At 68.0% G+C, this 21,914-nt stretch carries 26 protein-coding genes and 2 pseudogenes; 12 read left to right on the top strand and 16 right to left on the bottom strand.

Going from position 1 to position 21,914, the window contains the following annotated elements:
• Positions 1–249 precede the first annotated feature (249 nt).
• The 3 genes from ON27_RS34715 to ON27_RS34705 all read left to right on the top strand — a co-directional run bounded on the left by ON27_RS34715 (position 250) and on the right by ON27_RS34705 (position 2,640).
• Entirely contained in the window at positions 250–1,155 is a 906-nt protein-coding gene (locus ON27_RS34715) for a hypothetical protein (protein WP_157227694.1), read from the top strand.
• A gap of 206 nt (positions 1,156–1,361) precedes the next feature.
• Entirely contained in the window at positions 1,362–1,904 is a 543-nt protein-coding gene (locus ON27_RS40910) for a TatD family hydrolase (protein ID WP_083888037.1), read from the top strand.
• Positions 1,905–1,923: 19 nt separating this feature from the next.
• Complete coding sequence (locus ON27_RS34705) at positions 1,924–2,640, top strand: AAA family ATPase (RefSeq protein ID WP_245560508.1); 717 nt, start codon at positions 1,924–1,926, stop codon at positions 2,638–2,640.
• A 320-nt stretch (positions 2,641–2,960) separates the two neighbouring features.
• Here ON27_RS34705 and ON27_RS34700 read toward each other — a convergent pair whose 3' ends face one another.
• From ON27_RS34700 to ON27_RS34685, 4 genes are all read right to left on the bottom strand, one after another.
• The gene (locus tag ON27_RS34700) at positions 2,961–3,359 is read right to left on the bottom strand and encodes a Rieske (2Fe-2S) protein (RefSeq protein ID WP_043737314.1); all 399 of its coding nucleotides are present in this window, start codon (positions 3,357–3,359) and stop codon (positions 2,961–2,963) included.
• A gap of 17 nt (positions 3,360–3,376) precedes the next feature.
• Positions 3,377–4,567 carry a ZIP family metal transporter gene (locus tag ON27_RS34695; RefSeq protein ID WP_051047332.1) on the bottom strand — a complete coding sequence of 397 codons (1,191 nt, stop codon included), beginning with the start codon at positions 4,565–4,567 and terminating at the stop codon, positions 3,377–3,379.
• Positions 4,564–5,619: a multicopper oxidase domain-containing protein gene (locus ON27_RS34690; RefSeq protein ID WP_043737311.1), complete on the bottom strand. Its 1,056-nt coding sequence runs from the start codon at positions 5,617–5,619 to the stop codon at positions 4,564–4,566. The genes ON27_RS34695 and ON27_RS34690 overlap by 4 nt, the downstream gene beginning before the upstream one ends.
• Before the next feature lie 198 nt (positions 5,620–5,817).
• On the bottom strand, positions 5,818–6,219 hold the full coding sequence (locus ON27_RS34685) for a hypothetical protein (protein ID WP_043737308.1): 402 nt from the start codon (positions 6,217–6,219) through the stop codon (positions 5,818–5,820).
• Between the two features lie 97 nt (positions 6,220–6,316).
• On the opposite strand from ON27_RS34685, the gene ON27_RS34680 reads away from it, so the two are divergent.
• The 5 genes from ON27_RS34680 (at position 6,317) to ON27_RS34660 (ending at position 8,225) form a co-directional block, all read left to right on the top strand.
• Complete coding sequence (locus ON27_RS34680; RefSeq protein ID WP_043737306.1) at positions 6,317–6,706, top strand: MerR family transcriptional regulator; 390 nt, start codon at positions 6,317–6,319, stop codon at positions 6,704–6,706.
• A 69-nt stretch (positions 6,707–6,775) separates the two neighbouring features.
• Positions 6,776–7,132 (top strand): hypothetical protein, encoded by a 357-nt coding sequence (locus ON27_RS34675; protein WP_043737303.1) that lies wholly within the window; start codon positions 6,776–6,778, stop codon positions 7,130–7,132.
• A complete protein-coding gene (locus ON27_RS34670; RefSeq protein ID WP_043737301.1) occupies positions 7,129–7,578 on the top strand; it encodes a MerR family transcriptional regulator in 450 nt (149 codons plus the stop codon). The genes ON27_RS34675 and ON27_RS34670 overlap by 4 nt, the downstream gene beginning before the upstream one ends.
• Positions 7,568–7,864 carry a hypothetical protein gene (locus tag ON27_RS34665; protein WP_043737298.1) on the top strand — a complete coding sequence of 99 codons (297 nt, stop codon included), beginning with the start codon at positions 7,568–7,570 and terminating at the stop codon, positions 7,862–7,864. Before ON27_RS34670 ends, ON27_RS34665 begins: the two co-directional genes overlap by 11 nt.
• 25 nt (positions 7,865–7,889) lie before the next feature.
• The gene (locus ON27_RS34660) at positions 7,890–8,225 is read left to right on the top strand and encodes a YnfA family protein (RefSeq protein WP_043737295.1); all 336 of its coding nucleotides are present in this window, start codon (positions 7,890–7,892) and stop codon (positions 8,223–8,225) included.
• A 312-nt stretch (positions 8,226–8,537) separates the two neighbouring features.
• Here the strand turns inward: ON27_RS34660 and ON27_RS34655 are convergent, their stop codons facing one another.
• Genes ON27_RS34655 through ON27_RS45195 form a run of 3 tightly spaced genes read right to left on the bottom strand, consistent with a single transcriptional unit; the run spans position 8,538 to position 10,244 of the window.
• On the bottom strand, positions 8,538–8,888 hold the full coding sequence (locus tag ON27_RS34655) for a DUF3703 domain-containing protein (RefSeq protein WP_043737293.1): 351 nt from the start codon (positions 8,886–8,888) through the stop codon (positions 8,538–8,540).
• A gap of 44 nt (positions 8,889–8,932) precedes the next feature.
• On the bottom strand, positions 8,933–9,859 hold the full coding sequence (locus ON27_RS34650; RefSeq protein ID WP_043737291.1) for a sterol desaturase family protein: 927 nt from the start codon (positions 9,857–9,859) through the stop codon (positions 8,933–8,935).
• A gap of 43 nt (positions 9,860–9,902) precedes the next feature.
• Positions 9,903–10,244: a helix-turn-helix transcriptional regulator gene (locus ON27_RS45195; RefSeq protein ID WP_051047331.1), complete on the bottom strand. Its 342-nt coding sequence runs from the start codon at positions 10,242–10,244 to the stop codon at positions 9,903–9,905.
• A gap of 50 nt (positions 10,245–10,294) precedes the next feature.
• On the opposite strand from ON27_RS45195, the gene ON27_RS45190 reads away from it, so the two are divergent.
• Positions 10,295–10,669 carry a hypothetical protein gene (locus tag ON27_RS45190; RefSeq protein WP_051047330.1) on the top strand — a complete coding sequence of 125 codons (375 nt, stop codon included), beginning with the start codon at positions 10,295–10,297 and terminating at the stop codon, positions 10,667–10,669.
• 17 nt (positions 10,670–10,686) lie between these two features.
• On the opposite strand, the gene ON27_RS34640 is transcribed toward ON27_RS45190, so the two are convergent.
• Complete coding sequence (locus tag ON27_RS34640) at positions 10,687–12,651, bottom strand: heavy metal translocating P-type ATPase (protein WP_043737288.1); 1,965 nt, start codon at positions 12,649–12,651, stop codon at positions 10,687–10,689.
• Positions 12,648–13,042: pseudogene (locus tag ON27_RS45490) on the bottom strand (ArsR/SmtB family transcription factor). Before ON27_RS45490 ends, ON27_RS34640 begins: the two are co-directional and overlap by 4 nt.
• 82 nt (positions 13,043–13,124) lie before the next feature.
• Between ON27_RS45490 and ON27_RS34630 the strand changes: the two are divergent.
• On the top strand, positions 13,125–13,379 hold the full coding sequence (locus ON27_RS34630; RefSeq protein ID WP_043737286.1) for a Rieske (2Fe-2S) protein: 255 nt from the start codon (positions 13,125–13,127) through the stop codon (positions 13,377–13,379).
• 616 nt (positions 13,380–13,995) lie between these two features.
• On the opposite strand, the gene ON27_RS34625 is transcribed toward ON27_RS34630, so the two are convergent.
• The 4 genes and pseudogenes from ON27_RS34625 to ON27_RS34610 form a co-directional block, all read right to left on the bottom strand.
• Positions 13,996–15,438 (bottom strand): MFS transporter, encoded by a 1,443-nt coding sequence (locus ON27_RS34625; protein WP_083888036.1) that lies wholly within the window; start codon positions 15,436–15,438, stop codon positions 13,996–13,998.
• Positions 15,387–16,184: pseudogene (locus ON27_RS34620) on the bottom strand (PLP-dependent cysteine synthase family protein); the annotation flags it as partial. The pseudogene ON27_RS34620 and the gene ON27_RS34625, both read right to left, overlap by 52 nt.
• Before the next feature lie 148 nt (positions 16,185–16,332).
• Positions 16,333–17,265: a sterol desaturase family protein gene (locus ON27_RS34615; protein WP_051047329.1), complete on the bottom strand. Its 933-nt coding sequence runs from the start codon at positions 17,263–17,265 to the stop codon at positions 16,333–16,335.
• Between the two features lie 63 nt (positions 17,266–17,328).
• Positions 17,329–18,066 (bottom strand): helix-turn-helix domain-containing protein, encoded by a 738-nt coding sequence (locus ON27_RS34610; RefSeq protein ID WP_043737283.1) that lies wholly within the window; start codon positions 18,064–18,066, stop codon positions 17,329–17,331.
• Positions 18,067–18,425: 359 nt separating this feature from the next.
• Between ON27_RS34610 and ON27_RS45175 the strand changes: the two genes are divergently transcribed.
• Both ON27_RS45175 and ON27_RS34600 read left to right on the top strand, forming a co-directional pair.
• Positions 18,426–18,971 (top strand): thioredoxin family protein, encoded by a 546-nt coding sequence (locus tag ON27_RS45175; protein ID WP_063711432.1) that lies wholly within the window; start codon positions 18,426–18,428, stop codon positions 18,969–18,971.
• A 138-nt stretch (positions 18,972–19,109) separates the two neighbouring features.
• The gene (locus ON27_RS34600; RefSeq protein ID WP_043737281.1) at positions 19,110–19,562 is read left to right on the top strand and encodes a MerR family transcriptional regulator; all 453 of its coding nucleotides are present in this window, start codon (positions 19,110–19,112) and stop codon (positions 19,560–19,562) included.
• A 584-nt stretch (positions 19,563–20,146) separates the two neighbouring features.
• On the opposite strand, the gene ON27_RS34595 is transcribed toward ON27_RS34600, so the two are convergent.
• The 3 genes from ON27_RS34595 to ON27_RS44495 all read right to left on the bottom strand — a co-directional run.
• Positions 20,147–20,368 carry a heavy-metal-associated domain-containing protein gene (locus ON27_RS34595; RefSeq protein WP_043737279.1) on the bottom strand — a complete coding sequence of 74 codons (222 nt, stop codon included), beginning with the start codon at positions 20,366–20,368 and terminating at the stop codon, positions 20,147–20,149.
• Positions 20,369–20,391: 23 nt separating this feature from the next.
• Positions 20,392–21,477, bottom strand: a complete 1,086-nt coding sequence (locus ON27_RS34590) for an urease accessory protein UreH domain-containing protein (RefSeq protein ID WP_043737277.1) — start codon at positions 21,475–21,477, stop codon at positions 20,392–20,394.
• Between the two features lie 94 nt (positions 21,478–21,571).
• Positions 21,572–21,914 (bottom strand): hypothetical protein (locus tag ON27_RS44495; RefSeq protein WP_043737275.1); only part of this gene is annotated, 343 nt, incomplete at its 5' end.

Here is a 21,914-nt window from a genome sequence, read left to right as displayed (position 1 = left end):
ACCTAGATCGCTGACCGATAACAGTCAACCCAAGTTCTCGGTTTGTACGTGAAAGTGGCAGGTGTGACGCAATTTTCGGAAAAACGGCTGGAGTAGCTGTGAGCCTCTTGTTCCGTCGGTGGGTTGGTGTTTGAGGGTCAGGTCGTGGTGGGTGATGAGTGGGCGCGGTTCCTGGGTGAGTTTCTCGGGATGCTGACGCAGGGCCCACGGTGACGTCCAGCCGGACCGTCGCCCTCAGTGGACCTGGGCATGAACGATCCAGGCCGGGCGGTACCTGTCGTGCCGGATCACATGTGCTGGAAGATGGCCTCCTATGCCCGGCCGCCGGTTCGCCGGGCTGGAGGTGGAGCGACATTGTTTCTGATGTGCAGCCATGCCGACGGCAACAACGCAGTACGCGGAGCACAGAACACGCTCGTCGGCTGGATGAAATCGAAGCAGATAGAAGCCTTCCTCCATCGTCGCTTCGAATTCCGCCAGCGCGGCAACGCGGTCGAGTCTTCCTCAAGGAGCCGAAGCCTGCTGTTCATGGCGCTGGCCACCGCGATGGCCGCCGCCTCCGGCGCCCATCGGGTAACAGTGCCGGAGAACGGTTTCACCAGTATCAACCCACCGCTCACCGCGGCGCGAGGAGGGGCGCTGTCGACACGGTCGACCCACCCCGAGACCTTCACCCGTATCAATGACCTGCTCGGGCAGCTCGCGATACCCGTCACCATCGCGAATCCCTACCACTATCACACCAAAGGCGAACTCCTGGACCACGCTCATGACCACGTCGGCGAAGAGTTGCTGACCGCGGCCGCATCCAGCGTGTCGTGTTCGAAATTCGACGGCCAGTACTACGCAGGGGGCACCGCGAACCTCAACTGCGACCTGTGCGTCGCGTGCATCGTCCGGCGAGGCGCGTTCCCCCGCAGCGGCCACATCGACAGGTCTATCTATCTCGCAGACGCCCTGTCTGGGGACGCGCAACAGAAGCTGCACGAGCGGCGCTATCGCGACATTCGCGATGTCCGGCAGGCACTTGCCGAAGGGTTCGACGATCTCTCCGTCCTCGCTGTCGGAGCGCTCCCACCGAGCACGGACATCGACGCCATCATCGAGGTCTGCGAACGCGGCTTGGAGGAGATCAGACGTGTCCCCCTTCCCTGACCGGCTGTCCCCGTTGGACTGCCACGCTCACATCGCAACGGACGTGACCGGCACGCAGATAGCGGCACTGGGGCCCGCGATCGTGTTGGCCGTCACGCGGACACCGCACGAAGCACGCGTCGCCCTCGATCGGAAAGACTCAACGCTGATCTTGGGCACCGGAGCCCATCCAGGTGTGAAGGCAGCTTTGGTCGAGTTCGACGCGGATGAGTTCCGTTCGACCCTGGCCGGTCCGTGTCTCATCGGCGAAGTCGGCCTCGACCGCCGTGGCGACCGCGAGCTTCAGACGGCGGTCTTCTCACAGGTTCTCGCGATCGCCGAAGACCCGAGAGGTTCTCCTCTCGATCCACAGCGCGGGCCAGGTCGACACAGTGCTGGACCTGCTCGCCCAGCGACCGCACCCCGGTGCGGTGCTGCACTGGTTTCTCGGCGACACCGATCAGGTACAGCGCGCCGTCGAGATGGACCTCTACTTCTCGGTCAACGCAGCCATGCCGGACCAGGTGCTCCAAGCCATCCCACAAGACAGGCTCCTGACCGAAACAGATCTTCCCGCCAGTACGAGATCCACGCGGGCGTCTCGGCCCGGCGATCTTCGGCACCTCGAATCCCGTCTGGCGATGCTGCACAATCGCACCAACAGCGACATCCGGCGTCGGCTTTGGCAGAATTTCCGCGCGATCGCGACGCGGGCCAGGGTTCTCGACCACCTGCCCGACAGGGTTTTCGATGTAGTGATCGAAGCCTGAACCATCGATCCGGCACCAGATGCGCGATCGCGAGTGGCTGTTCGCCCAGTATGTGATCGGCCAGCGCACCCTTGCCGATATCGCCGCAGAACTCGGCACGAGCTACGTGTCCATGTTGCGTGTGGCCAAGAGACATCGGATTCCGATCCGCCAGCGCGCAGGTGGACAGCAGATCCCGGTCTTGGCCCCTGCCGCCGCAGCGGTGACGCCGCGCATACTGCAGGTCGACTACAACCGGCGTCGCCGGGGGTGGCACGCCAACCTGGGGCGGCTGAGGACTCCGCAGCTGGCGGAGCTTCATGAACAGTTGTGGGACATCGTCGATTCCAACGCCCAGGACGGAGACAAGGCCAAGGGTGCGGTCGGGATCGACGCATTCCCGGGGTTGGGTAAGACAACCTCGGTGCTGGCGTTCGCGAAGGAGCTCCACCGCCGCGAAATCACGGAAGGCGGCGACCGTACTACGAGCGGTCACCAGCGGTGGCCGGCGTGCCGGGTCGGATTGACCGGCAACACCGGGATGCGGGAGTTCAACCGGGCGATGCTGAAATTCTTCGCCCACCCGTGCACAGAACGCGGCAGCGCCGCCCAATTCGCCGGCCGCGCCCTGGACCGCGTCCTGTCCTGCGAGACAAGGCTATTAGTGGCCGATGACCTGCATTTCCTGCGCATGAACGCGACCAGCGGTTGGAGATCAGCAACCACTTCAAATACATCGCCAACGAGTTCCCGGTGACCCTGCTGTTCATCGGGGTGGGTCTGGCCGAACGGGGCCTGTTCTCCGAGGGCTCTTCCTACTCCGACGCTGTGCTCGGGCAGACCGGACGCCGCACAACCCAGCTGGGAATGCGTCCGTCCCCATCGATGCCGAGGCCGGCCGCCGGGAATGACGTCAGATCCTGCTCGCGCTCGAACAGCGCCTCGTGCTGGCCGACAAGCACAGCGGCGGCTGCCGCGCGATGACGCCGTGGCGGCATCCCGCCCAGCACGCTGGTTTCGCGTCGGGCGGCGTGCGCCGCTGATCGGTGTGGTCGAGCCGTTCGGTAGCTGTGGGTGTCAGTTGATGTGGATGTTGTGGCCTTCGGTCTGGGTTCCGCGTCGGGTGAGGGGTTCTCGGGCGGGTCCGCGTTCTGGGGTGCCGTCGGTGATGCGGAAGCGGCTGCCGTGGCAGGGGCAGACGATCAGGCCGTTGCGGATGTCGCTGACGGTGCAGCCTTGGTGGGTGCAGGTGGTGGAGAAGGCATGGAATTCGCCGGGTTTCGGCTGGGTGATGACGGTGGCCTGGTCGGGGAAGATCTTGCCGCCGCCTACTGGTATGTCGGTGCTGGGCACGGTGAACGGTGCGGTGTCGGTGGCGTGGCCCGCGCTGCAGCCTGTGGCGGTGACCGCGGTCGCGGCGGCGGCGCAGGCGAGGAAGGTGCGTCTGGGCAGGCTGGGGTGTGCTGGTGGGGTCATGGCGAGTCGGTGTCCTGTCAGGCGGTGACCAGCAGGCCGGTCAGGTACATGACGGCGATTCCGGCGATGATGCCGCCGAGGATGGTGGCGTCGGCTCGGTCGTGGCCCTCGGCACGCAGCGCGGGGGTGATCTGGACGATGACTTGGGCGATGGCGCCGACGCCGACACCGAGCAGCAGCGCGGATAGTTCGGCGTTGTTGACGCTGGCGCCGACGACCGCGCCGAGAATGGCCGGGGCGCCGGCCAGCAGCCCGAGGGTCAGCAGTGTGGGCAGTGGTGTGCGCTGCCGGATCAGTGGTGCGACGATCGCGACGCCTTCGGTGGTGTTGTGGATGGCGAAACCGAGGACGAGGAAGGCGCCGAGCGCCAGTTCGCCGACGGCGTAGGCGGATCCGATGGCGAGGCCTTCACCGAGGTTGTGCAAGCCGATCCCGCCGGCGATCATGAACGCCAACCGGCGCCCGGTGGCCTCGCCTTGTGCGCGGCGGGCGCGCAGGAAGCGGTCGACCGCGGTGAGCGCCAGGAAGGCTGCGGCGGCGCCGAGGATGACCAGTTCCGCGCCGCCGAACGCGCCGCCGGAGCCTTGGGCGAGTTCGAGGCCCTCGCTGGCGCCGTCGACGGCCAGGAACGCCAGCAGGCCGACGGTGACGGCGAGCAGCAGTCGCAGCGCCGAACCGGCGGTGCGGCGCAGCAGCGGCAGGAACAGCATGCCCAGCAGCACGGGGATGACGCCGACGTAGGTGCCCAGCAGCGCCATGAGGCCGTAGAAACTAGGGCCGGGGCGCGGGGTGGCGACGGCGGCGGGGATTTCGTGCTCGATCACCAGCCCGGTGGAGGTGAGCATCGACACCAGATAGGGTTGCCCGTTCTGCCAGGGATAGTTCAACTCCAGTGTGGCGGTGCGCTTTCGGGTGATCGGTTGTTCTCCGCCGCGGACGTCGACGTAGGCGTCGTTGACGAAGACCTGCGCGACGGTGACCGGGTCGGGCCCGGTGTTGCGGACGGTCAGCTCGATCCGGCCCGGGGTGAGGACGGTGTGCTCCACCGCGAGCTCCTCCACCGGTGGGCCGGTGCGGTCGGGCAGCGCGCGCCCACCGACCAGACCGAGGGCGGTGAGCACGGCGGCGACCAGCAGGGCGACTCCGGCCCAGGAGACCCAGGCGGGCAGCCGGGAGGTCTGTGGGTGGGTGGCAGCGGGTTCGGTCATGGTTCGACCACCTCGAACATGCCCATCCAGCCGAGTTCGGCGAACTCGCTTTTGTGGGCGTGGAACATGAACCGGCCCGGGTGCGGGAAGCGTAGTTCGCAGATGCCGCGCTGCCCCTGGGCTTGCACGACGGTGTCGGTGAACTCGGTGGGTTGCAGCCGGGTGCCGGTGGGGTAGTAGTCGAAGAAGTTGCCGTGGATGTGGAAGCTGTTGATCGGGTCGTATTCGAGGACGTTCACCAGGTAGATCCGCACCAGCTCACCGCGTGTGACCCGCACCGGTTCGTGCATGTAGTGGAACGGGATGCCGTTGACCGCATACAGCTGGTTGCCTTCGGCGTCGAAGGTGGTGTTGTAGCCGTGCATCACCATCACCAGTTCGTCCGCGGGCGGGCGCGGGGTCGGCGGGTCGACGATGAAGGTGCCGTAGAGGCCGCGGGCGATGTGCTCGGCCAGCGGACCGACGTGGCAGTGATACAGGTGCAGCCCGAACGGGCGGGCGTCGAATTCGTAGGTGAACGACTGCCCCGGTGCGATGACACCGGGGCCGATGCCGGGCACACCGTCCATCTCGGCGGGGTGGATGCCGTGGAAGTGGATCGTGTGCGGATGCTGCGAGCCGTTGGTGAAGGTGACCTGCAACTGGTCGCCCTCGGTGCAGCGCAGGGTCGGGCCGGGGACGCGGGCATTGAATGTCCACGCCGGAAACCGCACGCCGGGAGCCACTTCCAGCTCCTCGTCGCTGGAGGCGATCTCCCAGGTGCGCAGTGTTCGCCCGTCGGGCAGCCGTGACACCTGGCCGTAGTCGAAATCGCGCAAGATCGCCGTCGGGTTGAACCCGTTCGCGTCGTGATCGACCGTCGCGCCCAGCCGGAAGGTCGGGCCCTCCACGCCACCACCGTGAACCGACGCCACCGCAGTGTCACCGTGACCGCTGCCGTGACCTCCGGCGGGCCGCTGTTCGGCGGTGACCATCGCGGGAACCGCGACGGTTCCGACTGCCCCGAGCAGCGCACCACCTGCAAGGAAATTCCGCCGCGACGCCGCCGCCATCGAATACCGCCTCACCGAATACCGAATTTAGCCTGGCCAAACTTTAGCTTCGGGAGTCTCCTAACACAATGAGGGTCGTCGACAAGCCTGCCGCCATCCTCCGGCGGCAGACGGCCGCTCGAGGACGTGGCCCCCGATGAGATCGGTGTTCGCCGAACGCCGGGGCGAGGGATGAGCAAACGGCTCGACGATCTGTGGCTAGCGTTGGTCGTTCAGAGTCATTCCCGCCGCGATCGTGCGATCGCGAAGCGCGTCGACGCTGCCGAACGCGGTCTGCGGCAACTGGGCGTACTCGTCGAGGAACGCGGCCGCATTGGCCGGTCCGATCACATCCCACACCACGGTGCCGTCGGCAACGGTGATCGCCATGCGCAGGAATGGGCAGCAGTTCTGCTCGAACGCCGCCTGTTGCCGCACCCGCGTCTCGATGTCGTCTTGCTGGCGGAAGGTCCAGCGCACTCCCCACTCGGTGCGCTGACCGCTGATGAACGCCTCGGCGAACAATCCGCGGTAGGCATTCATGATCGCGTGCTCGTCGTCGCCGGGTCGGATCGTGCACACGATGGGTGCATCGGGCGGGATGTCGTGGGTTTCGGTCACCGATCTGCTCCTCGTTGTCGTGGTGGTGTCCTGTCACCGGCAACCGTAAAGTCTGGACCTAAGTCCAGAGTCAAGACCGATCGCGGGAGAGGTGACGATGAAGATCGGCCAGGTCGCCAAGGAGGCCGGCGTCACCGTCGACACGGTGCGCTACTACGAACGCCGCGGTGTCTTGCCCGCCCCGCACCGGGAGCCGTCCGGCTACCGCCGCTACGGACCAGACGCTGCCGACCGCATCCGGCTGACGAAGTCCTTGCAAGCACTGGGATTCACGCTCGATGAAGTCGTCGACGCCTTCGGCGACCTCGACGACGGCGACACGACGTGCGCCAACCAACGCTGGCGACTCGAGCAGGTGCTGGACCGCATCGACACCCAACTCGCGCGCCTGCAACAAGTCCGCGACAGCGCGATGACCGTGCTCGAAAGCTCCCACACCGGCCAGCGCGACCACTGCGCGAGCCAACCGATCAACACGCACCCCTGACCGAAGACCAGCCCGGTCCGGCATTTCGGGGTTGCATCCTGTACCGGGGTACAGGTTTACCGTGATCGTATGACCAACAACGATCAACCTGATCTGATGATGAACCTGTCGGCATGCACCCTGCCGACCGCGGAGCGTCCGACGCGGCTGGCCGAGTTCGACCAGTTCTTCGCCGACTCGGTGCAGGCCACCCACCGCGCGGATCCCACACGGCTCGAGCTGACCCTCACCGCAGACGCCGACGCCGAGCCGGTCGGGCGGGATCTGGCTGCGCGGGAGTCGGCGTGCTGCTCGTTCTACACCTTCACCTTCCAATCCACCCCGGCGGGCACCGTCATGTGGATCGACGTGCCCACCGCCTACATCGAGGTGCTCGACGCGATGGCAGCCCGCGCCCAGACCGCCGTCGCTGGAGCCGGTCGATGACGGGCATGCGTAGCGGGGAACTGGCCGCCGCGGCCGGTGTGAACGCGCAGACGTTGCGCTACTACGAGCGCCGCGGCTTGCTCGCCGAACCGGACCGCTCCCTGGGCGGGCATCGGTTGTATCCGGAGCAGGCGGTCACGGTGCTGCGGGTGATCAAGGCCGCCCAACGCCTCGGGTTCACCCTCGACGAGGTCGCCGACCTGCTGGATGTCACCCACTTCGGGCGCCGCCGCGCCGATACCGGGCTGCAGGCCCGTGCGGCGGCGAAGCTGGCGGAGGTCGACGCGAAGCTCGCCGAGCTGACCGCGGTGCGCGACACCCTGCGCGCCGCCCTGGAGGCTGGATGCGACGACCTGATCGCATGCAGCGAAAGCCCTTGCTGCCCAGTGCCATTTACCGACGACCACGACAGCACCACCACTGTGGGAGGCGACTGTGGCTGCTGACCCCACCACCAGCTCCCGGCGCTGGTGGGCGCCGATCGGACTGGGCGCGGCCATCTGTCTCGGCTGCTGCCTGGCACCGATCCTGCTCGCCACCGGGATCCTCGGCGGCGGCATCACCCTGCTGAGCCTGTCGTGGCTGGAACCGCTCGGCTTCGTCCTGCCCGCCGCCGGAGCAGCTGGACTGATCTGGTCGCGCGCCCGAGCCCGCCGCGCCGGATGCACCAGCGATACCGACTCGGCCGCTGCCTGCACAGGTTCGGGGTGCGGCTGCACCACCACGTCGTGAACCCGGGATCGTAGGCTCGGCAGCCATGACCGTATTGCGTTCGATCCTGCTGTTCGTCCTGGCCGCCGTTGCCGAGATCGGCGGTGCCTGGCTGGTGTGGCAAGGGGTGCGCGAGCACCGCGGCTGGGCCTGGATCGGCGCAGGCGTCATCGCTCTCGGGCTCTACGGATTCGTCGCCACCGCACAACCCGACGCCCACTTCGGTCGCATCCTCGCCGCCTACGGCGGCGTCTTCGTCGCCGGCTCGCTGGCGTGGGGCATGGCCCTGGACGGTTTCCGCCCCGACCGCTGGGACGTCACCGGCGCCCTGGTCTGCTTACTCGGCGTCACCGTGATCATGTACGCCCCACGCACCGCCTGACCCAACACCGGCACCAAGCCCACGCCATTGTCCACCACTGAACATCCTCAACCGCCCCGACAGAGCGATCGCCGCGCTACCTGCTGTCGGTCACGCGATCTCACGACCAACGAATAGTGCAGTGGCGGTGGGCCGAACTGCTGGCGGTTGGCCGCCGACCATCTCCGGGAACCGGTCGGCTACCTCACCGACGCCGGGTTCAGGACGAGTACTGCGCCCGCACCGGCCGCGGCGGAGTGGTCTTCCGTGTGCTGGCTCGAAAACCCGGACTAGACCACCCGGGACCCTGCCGCGGACGGCGAAGCCTTGCGGTCAGGCGGCAGCCGGGTGCAGCAGGGCCGCGAGATCCGGCGGGGTCGGCATCGGCTGGCGCAGGCTGACGCGGGCGCGGCCGGTGTTGCCTTCGGGGTAGCGGCCCGACAGGGATCCGGGGGCGGCCACGATGATCCGCACGACCTGGCCGAGGGCTTCGCGGCGGTCACGCTGCCGCACAGCGAGGGCGAACATGGCGAGGTGGTTGCGGGTGTGCAGCCACGGGTCGGGTTGGGACAAGATGTGGGCGCGTTCGAGGTGTGTCCAGCGTTGAGCCGGGTCGGCGCTGGTCTTGGCGGCCTGCATTTCTTCGTGGTAGCGGGCGCGTGCTGCCGGGGGGATCGATGCCATGACATGTCCTTTCGAGATGGGCGGGTGCGATGCGGGGTTGCGGGTCAGGGTGTGGTCGCCTTGGCGGCGGCAGCTGGGTGCACGGCGTGGGTGTCGGTGCTGGTGAACGTGCACCCGCCGCGGCGGGTGAAGGGTTCGGCGAGCTGAGCGAGGTAGGTGGTGGGGTAGTCGGGTTTGGCGGCCATGCCCAGGTCGTCGCTGGTGAAGCGGCGGTGCGGGTCGTAGCTGTAGGTGCGTAGCAGGTGGTCCCAGACCAGGGTGAACAGCCCGAAGTTGACATCACCGATGCCTGCCCATTTGAGGTGGTGGAAGCGGTGGCCTTCGCTGAGCGCCAGAACATGTTTCAATGCACCGATGCGGTAGTCGGCGTTGGAGTGTTGCAACAGCAGCTGCACCGCGACCGCCAGCGACAACGCGGCGGCAACCGGGACCGGGCTCCCGGCGAGCAGCAGCGGGCTGACGCCGGCGGTCATTTCGATGGTTTGGTGCAGGGGGTGTTTCATCAGGCCGTTGAGGCCGTAGAAGCGGGTGAGGCTGTGGTGCACGGCGTGGAAGCGCCACAGCACCTCGATTTTGTGGCTGGCGTAGTGGGCCAGGGTGATGCCGAGGTCGGCGGCCAGGATCGCGATCAGCACCTGGACGAGGAATGGCCAACTGGTGGGCCAGATTCCGTCGCCGGGGATGAGCGTCGCGAGGGCGGGGATGGCGGCGACGCTGGCGAGGATGAGGGTTTCGTTGACGAAGGCGTGGGCGCCGTCGCGGCCGGAATCGCCCTGGGAGTTGTTCCAGGCGTGCTGGTAGGGCAGGAGGCGTTCGGCGGTGAACGACAACGCGACCGCGACGGCGAGCAGGGCGAGCAGCCAGAGTTTGCTGGCGCCGGCAGCGGTCACGGCGATCCCGGCGCCGTTGAGGCCGAGCAGCATCACGGGGGCGTACCCGTAGCGGATGAGGGGGCGGGCGAGCGTGGACATGGGTCCAGCGTCGCCTCCGCACCCGGGTGGGGGCTTGAAGAAATCAGCTGACCTGAGCCCGTTTGTCCGGTGGGGGTCGCCACCCGGTGGCGATCAGCGCGTCGGTCGGAGTGATACCGATCAGGTCGCGGCAGGTGCGGGTGAGGTGGGCGCTGTCGGCGAACCCCGCCGCGTGCGCGGCCTCGGTCAAGGAACCGCCCTCACGGACCACCGCGAACCCCCGCTGAAGTCGGGTCCAACGCCGCCACGCCGCATACGGCAATCCGACCTCCGCGATGAACACATGCGACAAGCGGCTCGCCGAAATCCCCACGCAGGCGGCCAGGTCCACCAGCGTCGGCGGCCCACCCGGATAACTGCCCGCGATCCGCAGCGCATCGGCCACCACCGGATGGGAACGACGGTACTCGCCCGGCGGCCGCGGACCACGGCGATGTGTCGGTCGGCGGGGGTGGCGGCGCTGACCCAGCTGGCGGCCTGATCGGCGGGCAGCCCGGCCAGCCGGCGCAGCGCGGCGCGCGCGGTCGTGCTATCCGGATCGAGGAAGGCGACGAATCCACTGGTGTCGGCGTCGGCGTGGACCTCGTGACCGACGCCGGGCGGGATGATCGCGGCGTCGGCAACCGCGGTGCCACCGCCGCTGTCGGTGAGCGTGAGCCGGCCGCGGGCGACGAACAGGACCTGCACGGCGGCATGCGCATGCGCTCTCGCGTCGCCGATACGGCCGGTGAACGCCATCAACCCGGGGCTGAACACCACGCCACCGCGCCATCGAGACACCGCCGCGTTCTCCGGTGCCGGGGTCGATGACCGTGGCGGTGTGGTGGTCATGACCGCGAGCCCGCCAGCGCGGGCGAGGGCTTCGCGGTCGTGGCGGGGGCCGGGGCCAGGGGGGTGGTGCGGCCCGCGCGGACACCGTTGGCGATGACGACGATCTCGGCGAGCTCGTGCACCGCCACCACCGCCGCCAACCCCAGCACCCCGAACAACGCCAGCGGGATCAGCACCGTGATCAGAGCCAGCGACAGCCCGACGTTCTGCAGCATGATCGCTCGGGCGCGGCGGGCGTGGGCCAGGGCCTGCGGCAGATGCCGCAGGTCTTCACCCATCAGGGCGACATCGGCGGTCTCGATCGCGACATCGGTGCCCATGGCGCCCATCGCGATACCCAGATCCGCGGTCGCCAGAGCGGGCGCGTCGTTGACACCGTCGCCGACCATCGCGGTGAACCGGCCCTGACGCAGGTCGGTGACGATGCGGGCCTTGTCCTCTGGGCGCAGATCCGCGTGCACGGTGTCGATCCCCGCCTCAGCGGCCAGCGCGGCCGCGGTGCGGGCGTTGTCGCCGGTGAGCATCGACACCCGGCACCCAGCCGCGTGCAGACGGTCGATGACCTCGCGGGCCTCGGGCCGCAGTTCGTCACGCACGGCGACCGCGCCGATCACCCGGCCGTCGTCCTCGATCAGCACCGCGGTCGCACCGGCGTGCTGCATGCGTTCCACCTCCGCGGCCAGCGCGGCGGCCTCGATCCAGCCCGGCCTGCCCAGACGGGCCGGGCGGCCCTCGACGCGGCCGGTCAGCCCGGCGCCGGTGACGGCTTCGACCTCGGTGGCCGGGGTGACGGTTCCGGTAGCGGTGAGGATGGCGCGGGCGAGGGGGTGTTCGCTGCGGGACTCCAGTGCCGCCGCGACAGCCAACACCCGGCTGGGCTCGACGCCGTCGATGGCGGCGACGTCGACCACGGCGGGCTTGTTCGCGGTCAGGGTGCCGGTCTTGTCCAGCGCCACCTGCCCCACCTTGCCCAACGCCTCCAGGGCCGCGCCGCCCTTGACCAGCACACCCAGCTTGCTCGCCGCGCCGATCGCGGCGACCACGGTCACCGGCACCGAGATCGCCAGCGCGCACGGGGACGCCGCAACCAGTACCACCAGGGCGCGTTCGATCCAGGTCGCCGGATCCCCGAAGATCGCACCGAGGACCGCGATCGCCGCGGCGGCGATCATGATCCCCGGAACGAGGGGTTTGGCGATCGTGTCGGCCAGCCGCTGGGCCTCGCCCTTGCGGGCCTGTTCGGCTTCCACGATCCGCACGATCCGCGCCAGGGAGTTGTCGGCGGCGGTGGTGGTGACCTCGACCTCGAGCACGCCGGTGCCGTTGATCGACCCGGCGAACACCTCCGACCCGGGTCCGGCCTCCACGGGCACCGATTCCCCGGTGATCGCCGAAACATCCAGGCTGCTGCGGCCTTCGACGATCACACCATCGGTGGCCAGCCGCTCACCGGGACGGACCAGCATCCGGTCCCCGACCCGCAACTGCGCAGGGCTGACGACGGTTTCGGTGCCCTCGCGCAGCACGGTGGCCTGCTCGGGCACCAGCGACAGCAGGGCGCGCAGACCGCGGCGGGTGCGCGCGACCGCGTACTCCTCGAGGCCTTCGCTGATGGAGAACAGGAACGCCAGCATCGCGGCCTCACCGACCTCGCCGAGGATCACCGCGCCGATCGCGGCGATCGTCATCAGCGTGCCGACCCCGATCTTGCCCTTGACCAGCCGCTTCAGGGTCGACGGCACGAACGTGTAGGCGCCGACCAGCAGCGCGGCAGCTTCCAAGCTCAACTCCACCGCCCGCGGGCCACCGGCCCAGCCGGTGATCAGTGCCGCGACCAGCAGCACCCCGGCGACCGCGGCCGCGCGCAACTCACTGACCTCCCACAGCTTCTCCGGCTCCCGCTCCTCGACCTCACCGCTGCCGCTGGTGGGTTCGTCGGGGCCACAGCATGCGTCACTCATGCCCGCACCTCCATCGACACCTCACTGGTCGCGGTGGTGGAGTCGGTGCCGTAGTTCGGGCACAACGCCACCGCGTTGCCGGTCGCGGCCAGCAGCGTCTGCGCCGAAGCCAGCAGATCCATCAGCTCCGGGCGGGCGAGGCTGTAGAACACCTGCCGACCCTGCGGACGCCCCACCACCAGCCCACAGTCACGCAGGCACGCCACATGCGCCGACACCGTCGACTGCGCCAACCCCAACCCGGCCATCAGATCCACCACCCGCGCCTCCCCAACGCCAGCCGACGCACGATCGCCAACCGCGTCGCATCCGACAGGCTGTGGAACAACGCCACCGCCGGATCCAGGCCCTCCGCACCGGCCAGACATCCATCACCATGATTCATCGCCATAATCCGATGATAACTGTCATATCCGTTGATATCGACAGGTTGCGCGATCGATCGAGCAATCCGGCCGCACACCGACAGACCTATGGCCGATAACACCGAAGCCCCCAGTCGCAAAGTAGCCAGCCGGGTGATGAGGACCTCGATCAGCTGTTCGTCGAATCAGCTTCTAGCAAGGTTCGGCGGTACCGTCGGCAACGTCGCCGACGGAACCATCGAATGTCCCTGCCACGGCAGCAAATTCAGCATCACCGACGGAGCGGTCCTGCACGGCCCGGCCCGGGAACCGCTGCCCACCCGTACCGTCAGCATCGAAGCGACAGAGATCGTCGTCCTATAGAAGGGATGAGAACCGCAATACGCCGGAAAGGGGGGCAACGGTCGGCGGTTGACACTGGTCTCGAGTGTTCGGTCGCGCGGAGCCGGAGTTGCGGGAGCAGATCACGGCGATCACCAACCGGGCCGAGGCGTTCCACGGGTTCGCCGAGTAGCTGATGTTCGGCGGAAAGCTTCGGCCACCACGGACCCGACCAGCAGGAGCGGGGGTGGTGACGTTCAACGAGTTGGTCGCCAACTACGCGATCTTCCCGACCGCCCTGGACATCACCGACGCCGCCAACGCCTGGCCGCCGGGGGCCACCGTCGACACCGATGCTCTGGCCACCATCACCCCGTCGCATCACCCGCACCATTCGCGTTCCGGCGACGGGGTGCTCAGCCTCACCCCGCCCGAGGTGGTCCCGGTCACCCGGCTCGACCTCGAACCCCGCGCGCTGTTCCCCACAGGCCGGCTGATCAGGGGTCGCGGCGCGGGCATCCGAATCTCAGGTGTCGTGTCGTTCGAACCCGGCCGCACCGAAGACGTGTCGAACCGACCTGCCGGGTGGCTTCGACGGTCGCGGTCATCACAGGGCGCGGCCAGGAAATCGCTGCGCGCTGCCTCGTCGCCGGTTCGATCACCGCGACCGTGTTGGCGGCCGTCTGCCGGCGCCGGGCCCGGGGGCGACATCGCGCAGCCCGGCGCAGCGTCGGCGTGGGCTCAGGCCCTTACCGAGCCCTGGGCCGGCGCCTGTTCCGGTATACAGTGTGTTCACCGGATGGGCTTGCGCCGGTGTCGGTTCGGCATGCCCCTCCAGCGGGGGTCGATCCAGTAGGTGAAGCGCGAATGCCGCGACAGCGCCGATCACGGCGAGCCCCAGCCATACCGCCCAGTTCGCGCCGGTAGTGCGTGCGGCGCCGACGACCGCGCCGGTGGCGAGGTTGCCCGCGAGAATACCGACACCGACCACTGTGTTGTAGAAGCCGTGGTGAGTCGCGACCAGCCCTCTGCCCGCCAGTGACACGACGGTGTCCATCTCGAAATGAAATACCGCTGCCGTACCAATGGCCAGCAACGCGGCCGACACCAGCAGCGCCGCGACCGCGGCGCCTACCCCGAACCGGTCTCGTCCGGGAATAACCAGCAGCGGCAGGAACGACACGGCGAGGATCCCCATGCCGACGACCAGGCTACGCCCGGTACCCCACCTCGTCTCGAGCCATGCGGTGATCCGGAGTTGACCGGCCACCGCCACCACCCCGGACACCACGAACAGCGCCGACACCAGGGTCTGCGATCGTGCTCCCGCGATGAATTGGGCCTGCAACGGCAGGGCGAGATAGACCTGGAACGAGAGCACATACGAGCCGATCATCGCCACCGCGAAGGCCAGGAACCGCCGGTTGGCGACCACCGTGCGCCAGTCGTCGAGCACCGACGTCGGCTCGGTCGCCACATCGGCCCGCCGCGCAGGCAGCGCGAACAACTGCGCGACTGTCAGCGCCGCGAACACCACCGCCGCCGCGCCTGCGGTCACCCGGAAATCCAGCGCCATCAGCGCCAGGCCCACCAGCGGTCCGGCCAGGATGCCTGCCTGATAGAAGATGTTCAACACGGCGAACGCCTCCACCCGGCGCTCGCCCGTGTCGGCGGCGAGGTATGCGCGCACCGCAGGGTTGAACAGTGCACCGGCGAAACCTGTAGCGGCCGAAGCAATCAGCAATCCTGGCAGCGAGGTCGCGAACACCAGCAGCGCGAAGCCGCCGGTGCGCAGCAGACATCCCGCGACGATCAGTGGTTTGTAGCCGAGACGGTCGGCCAGCGTGCCGCCGATCAGGAACATGCCCTGCTGGGAGAAGTTACGCACCCCCAGCACCAGACCGACCGCCCACGCCGCCAACCCGAGCGGACCGGCCAGGTAGCCCGCCAAGTACGGCATCAACATGTAGAAACCCAGGTTGATGCCGAACTGATTGACCATCAGCAGCCGCGCAGCGAGGTCGAAGCTGCGGAAGTTTGGGAATACGGTCACGAGAGCGCCTCCTCGGCTCGGCGGCGCGGCTCGATGACGGTGCTGCATCGGGTCCAGGATTGCACCACCCGCTGGGTCGGGTGCGCGATGGTATCCGGTTCGGTCGGCGGGGCGGTGTCGAGCAGACCATGCTCGGCGCAGTATTTGTCGTTGTAGACGGTGTCGAAGTAGCGCTGCGGCCCGTCGGGAAACACCGTCGCGATCACAGTGTCGGCGTCATGGGTGCGGGCCGCCCATCCCGCGACCAAAGCCACGGCTCCCACGCTCCAACCGCCGCAGGTGTAGTGGGTGGCGGCGAGGGTGCGGCAGGCCCACACCGCCTCGGCCTGCGCCACCCAGTGCACCTGGTCGAAGGCGGCGTAGTCGACATTGGATGGGTAGATGCTCCAACCCAGGCCGCGCATCAGGCGCGGACCTGCGGGCTGGCCGAAGATCGTGGAGGCCACCGTGTCCACACCGATCAGCGTCAGATCCGGGTTGAACCGGCGCAGCACCCGCGCAACGCCGGCGGAGTGGCCGCCGGTGCCGACCGCGCACACCAGCACATCCACTGTGCCCAACTGTTCCACCAGCTCGAGCGCCAGGGGCTCGTAGCCATCGACGTTGTCGGGATTGTTGTATTGATCCGGGCACCAGGCATCGGCCTCCCGGTCGAGCAGTTCGGTGACCCGGTCACGGCGCGCCTGCTGCCAGCCCCCGGCCGGGTGCGGTTCGCAGACGAGATCGACGCGTGCTCCATACGCTGCGAGCATCTGCGCGACGATGGGTTCCATACCGGGATCGGTCACCTTCGTGTCGTGGATGCGGTTGCGCCGCATCAAGATTCAACAACCACTCATTTGCATAAATACATTGCTATGTATGAATGTATAGAAGATAGCAGTGGCACCGGTCGGACGGACAGAGCCCAGGGCCAGGCTCGGTGCCTGCTGTGGTGCTCGGTTAGCGAGGCTCGGTTTCCCGGGTCGGGATGTCGGGTGTGTCGCTGAATTTGCAGGCGCCACTGGGTCGGAAGGGCTCGGCCAGTTGAGCGAGGTAGGCGTCGGGGTAGTTCGGTTTGGCGGCCATGCCGAGGTCGTCGCTGGTGAACCTGCGCTGTGGGTCGAAGGAGAACGTGCCGAGCAGGTGATCCCAGATCAAGGTGAACAACCCGAAGTTGACGTCGCCGATCCCGGCCCATTTGAGGTGATGGAAGCGGTGGCCTTCGTTGAGGGCGAGCGCGTAGCGCAGCGGGCCGACACGGTAGTCGGCGTTGGAGTGCTGCAGCAGCAACTGCACCGCGATCAACACCGCGAGGACCTCGGCCACCACGGCGGGCATACCGAGAATCAGCAGCGGCGCCGTACCCGCCAGCAACTCGACACCACCGTGCAGGGGATGCTTCATCAGGCCGTTGAAGCCGTAGAAGCGACGCACGCTGTGATGAACGGCGTGGAACCGCCACAGCACACCGATCTTGTGACTGGCAAAGTGCACCAACGTGATTCCCACGTCGGTGACCAGCACCGCCAGCAGCACCTGCGCCAGCAGCGGCCAGGCATTGGGCCACAACGATTCCAACGGCGACAGCGCCGCCGCGATCGGCACCACCAACACCGTCAGCAACAACCCGCCCTCGTTGACAATGCCGTGGATCGTGTCGCGTCCGGCGTCGTCGTGCGAGGTGTTCCAGTCCCCGGTGTAGGGGATGATCCGTTCGACCGCGAAAGACAACCCGACTCCGGCCAGTACGAGCAGCAGCAGCCACAGCGGCGCTGCGGGAGTGCGGGCCAGCGCGAGCGCGGCCCCGCCGATCCCCAGAATCATCAACGGCACATACCCGTAGCGGGCCAGCCGCTGGCCAGGGGTGAGCGTGGGTGCAGTGATCGTGTTCATGGCATCGAGCTTGGCCGCCGATGCCGGGATCGAGCTTGAACGATTCGGCTGGGCTGGGTTCGACTACCCGGTGCCGAGACGGATATTTCTGGTCAGCGCGGACGGCGGCAAGCCGAAGGTGTCCCGGCACGTGCGGGTCAGGTGAGCGCTGTCGGAAAAGCCTGCGGCATGCGCGGCGGCGGTGAGGTCGTCACCGGCTGCGACCCGGGCGATCGCCGTTGAAATCCGAGACCACAACACGTATCGGCGTAGCGGCAGCCCGACTTGAGCGCTGAACAGGTGAGTCAACCGCGTCGTGGACAGACCTACCCGCCGCGCGACATCGCCGGTGCGGACCGGGCCGTATGCCAGCAAACCAGGAATCAGATCGAGGGCGGCAGTCACCGACGGATGACGACCGAGCGGGGCCGGGTCGGGCACCAACCCGGCGAGCAGATCGGCGACGCAATCACTCAACCGCCGATCCGGCCTCACAAGTACTGCGCCGAGCGGTGGTCCCCCGGTCCACCCGTGAGTGCGGCTGTGACGCTCGGCGGCCCGGCCTGCCGCCGATTCTGGTTCGAGAAAGACCGCGATCCCGAACTCGGCGCCGCGCTCGATCCGGTGCGCCGCATCCGCCACCACGATCACCTGCCGACCACGGTGCGCGCGACCTGCCTCGTCGACGACGACCATTTCGGTGTCGGAGACCATCACCTGCACCGCGTGGTGGGAGTGCGTGCCGGTCGGTCCGATCGATCCAGAGAACCCCAGCAGCCCTGGGCGGATCAGGGCACCGCCATGCCAAATGGTCTCGCTCATGCCCCGTCACCACCATCCAGACAGTGCCACCATCGGCGACGGCGCGCCGGTTGATCGCCATCAGTAGATGATAGCCATCGCGACGCAGGCATTCGGCGTCATGAGGGTGCCGTGGGGTGCCTCGGCGGCAGCGCTGCCGGGTGCGACGACAAGGCCGTGTCGATTCCGGTTCGATACTTGGCCGGAGTCGACAGTCCAGTCGTAGCGATGCCCCGTGTCTGGTGCGGCAGCGGCCGTGCGGGAGGGTGCGATCTTCGTACTTTCGCATCGAAATGGGTTGAATTCGGTACCGAGGTACAGGTTTAGCGTCGAGGTAGGCAGCGCTGATCCTCGGCGCTGGATCGCTGGAGGTGCAGGTCATGGCCATGCAGGCTTCGATTCGGGAGATTACCGACGCCGAGCTCGCCACCATCGTTTCGGGACAGCAGTCGCGCGCGGTGGTGGTCGAGTTCTGGGCAACGTGGTGTGGTGCGTGCCGGCGGTTGGCCCCGGTGCTGGAGTCCCTTGCCACCGAGTTCGGTGAGCAGGTGGAGATCGTCAAAGTCAACGCGGACCAGAGCCCCGTGGCCGTCGGCCGGTTCGATGTGACATCGACGCCGACGATGATCGCCTTCGTCGGCGGTGAGCCGGTCGCTACGATGATCGGCGCGCAGCCGGAGCCTTCGGTGCGCGCTTGGCTCGGTGAGGTGCTGGCATCGGCTGGGCCGCCCACCCAACGAGCCTCGTTGTGGGCGCCGGTCGATGCCTGCACCTTGCCCACTGCCGAACAGCCGCTGCGGAAAGCCGAGTTCGCCGGGCTGTTCTCCGCCGCGCTGCGCGGCGTGCAGCGGGTGTCGCCGACGCTGCTGCATCTCGAGCTCGACGCCACCGCCGAATCCACCGCCCGGGGCCCTGGCCGCGCGTGAATCCCGGTGCTGCTCATTCTTCTCCTTCACCTTCGCTGCCCGAGGCTCGGACGGGTTGTCGATGCAGATCGCGGTGCCCGAGGCCCGCGTCGATGTCCTCGACGGTCTGGCCGCGCAAGCCAGCGCGGCGAGGGCGGCGTGAGCGGGCTGCGTACCGGTCAGCTCGCCGAAGCGGCCGGTGTCAACATCCAGACGCTGCGCTACTACGAACGGCGCGGGCTGCTCGCCGAACCTGCCCGCTCGCTGGGCGGGCATCGGGTGTATCCACAACAGGCTCTCACTGTGCTGCGGGTGATCAAGGCCGCCCAGAAGCTGGGGTTCACCCTCGAAGAGGTCGCCGATCTGCTCGATTCCACCCAATTCGTCGGCCGCCGCCGCGTCGATGCCGGGCTGGCGGCGCGCACGGCCGCCAAACTCGCCGAGGTCGACGCGAAACTCGCCGAACTCCACGCTGTGCGCGACACCCTTGCCGCCGCGCTCGCTGCGGGGTGCGAGGACCTGCTGACATGCAGCGAAAACCTCGACTGCCCAATCCCTTTCACCAACAACACCGGTGTGACCGACACCGTCGGAGGCCGATGTGGCTGCTGAAACGACCAACAACCGCCGCTGGTGGGCACCTATAGGGCTCCGCGCATTGCTGTGCATCGGCTGTTGCGCGGCACCGCTGCTCGTCGCGGCCGGTGCGGTCTCGGGCGGAGTGGTCCTGACCAGTCTGTCCTGGCTCGAACCCCTCGGCTACGTCTTGATCGTCGCCGGGGCAGCCGGATTGCTATGGTCACGGCTTCACAGATCAGGCACCCGTCGCCGAAACCTCGAGCAGGTGCACAGACGCTCACCGGCGCTTGCCCGTTCACGCAATTCGCGGGGCCTGCTCGGGGTGAGGGCTTTTGCGGCCGGTGCAGACGTCGCGAGTCTTGGCCGCGGCGCTCCCTTCACGCTGGCGTCCTGGATCGTGCCCGCTCAAACTCGGCGAAGGCACCCATGACCGATAGCCGCAGCGTCGCCAGCGGCGAGTCCTCTCCGGTGAACATGAGGTTCTCCTTCACGAACTTCGTCCGCCAACTCGTCGAGCTTTGAGCGGGCGGTTCGCCACAACCCGGGGTGTTGGTGCTCGCCGCCGCGGTGGTCGCCGTTCTGGGGGTGGCCGCCGGGTGCGGTGACCTTGAAGGGTTTCAGGATACGAGAGTCGCTGTGTAACCCAGTTTTTCGATGGCCGCGACGATGTCGGTGGGAGTGGTGGTGCTGGTGTCGAGTTCGACCGTGCTGTGGCCTTTTTTCATGGTTGTTTGTGTGTTGTGGACTCCGGGGAGGTCGTCGAGGGTGTCGTCGATGAGCAGGGCGCAGCTGCCGCAGTGCATGCCTTCGATGCGGAATTCGTGTGTGCTGGTGGCCATTTCGTGCTCGGTCCTTTTGTGTGTCAGGCGATGGTGATGGTGCCGGAGTACATGCCCATGCCGCAGGTGTAGTCGAGCCGGCCGGGCTGTAGTACGCCCAGGTCTATGCGAGTTTCTCCGCTGGCGGGCAGGATCTTTTCGATGTCCCGGTCGGGGATGACGAGGTATCGGACGCAGCCGGATGCGTTGTCGGACTTGATCACCAGCGTGGTCGGGATCCCGGCGGCGGCTTCGATGGTGTGGGGGGTGTAGGAGCCGGTGCGGGCGGTGATCGTCACTGTCTGCGTGCCGTTGGCGATGGAGGCGGCTGCAGCGTCGGGTGCGGGTCCCGCGGGGCTGAGTGATGCGGTGATGCGGTTGGCCGCGAGTGGGGATCCGGCGAGTTCGAGTCCGCCGTTGAGGGTGTAGAGGCCCATGGCGAGTACCACCAGCCCGGTGGCCAGGCTGAGCTTTCCGCGCCAGGCGGTCGCGGTGAGGCGGGCGGCGTAACCGAGGACCGCGAATAGTGGTCCGGTGCCGAGGACGAAGACCGCCATGATCGCTGCGCCCTGCCATGGTGAGCCGGAGGCGAGCGCAAGGGCCGCGACCGACAGGGTCACCCCGCACGGGATGAGGATGGTGGCCAGGCCGAGCAGGGCGGGCGCGAGAGCGGCCTGGGAGCGGGCCTGACTGCGGACCAGCCTCGTCCAGGACGCGGGTGGTTCGATCACAATGCGGCGCAAGCCCGGGACCCCGAGTTGGGCGAGCCCGAAGGTGACGATCAGCACTCCGGCGCCGATCTGCAGCCAGGTGCGCATCCCGAGGGACAGTTGGACGGCGCCGCCGAGCGTTCCGAGCAGGGCGCCGAACAGGGTGTGGGAGGCGAGTTTGCCGGCGAGGAATCCGCCGACGGGGGTGAGGTCGTCGGCCAGCCGGGTCGACCACCGGGCGGGTGCGGCCGAGCCGGTGCCCTCGCCTGCGACGGTGGTCTGCGGTGCGAGCGCGGCGATCGTTTCGCTGGCTGTGCTGCGCTGACGGGTGATCAATCCGGTGAGCAGTCCGCCCTGCACGGCGGCACACGAGAGACCACCGGCGAACAGGCCGGTGGTGAGGATAGCGAGGAGATTCACGCAAGCTCCTGAAAGCAGAGGTGGGCAGAGGAAGACACGCGAGCGCCACCGACCGGGCCGCGGCGCGGGCCAGGCAGGTGGGCGGTGGTCTTTCCTATGTCCGGAGCACGCAGAGTTGCGCGAGGGTGGGTGCGCGAGGTAGCGCGGCGCGAGCCGCGCGGGTGGGCCCGGCTCGAATGGGTATGGCCGCCGTCGCCGTGGCTCGCGGCGGGCGCAGTGTCGACACCGCCAGCCAGGTGAGGATGGCGACCATGCACGCGGCGAGTACACCGCCGAGCATCACGGGGTCGCCCGCGGCGTCGGCCGCGGTCTTCACGGCGTGAAGCGTGTCGGTGACAAGGTGGTCCACGCGGTCACCGGCGCTGGCGGTCGTGTCGATGGAGTGCACCCCCGCATGCGCCATCGGCAGCGCCGGCATGCCGTCTTTGCACTGGAGT

This window comes from Nocardia asiatica NBRC 100129, from assembly GCF_000308415.1.
GTDB classification, from domain to species: Bacteria; Actinomycetota; Actinomycetes; order Mycobacteriales; family Mycobacteriaceae; genus Nocardia; species Nocardia asiatica.
This window is presented reverse-complemented; position numbering and strand designations above follow the sequence as displayed.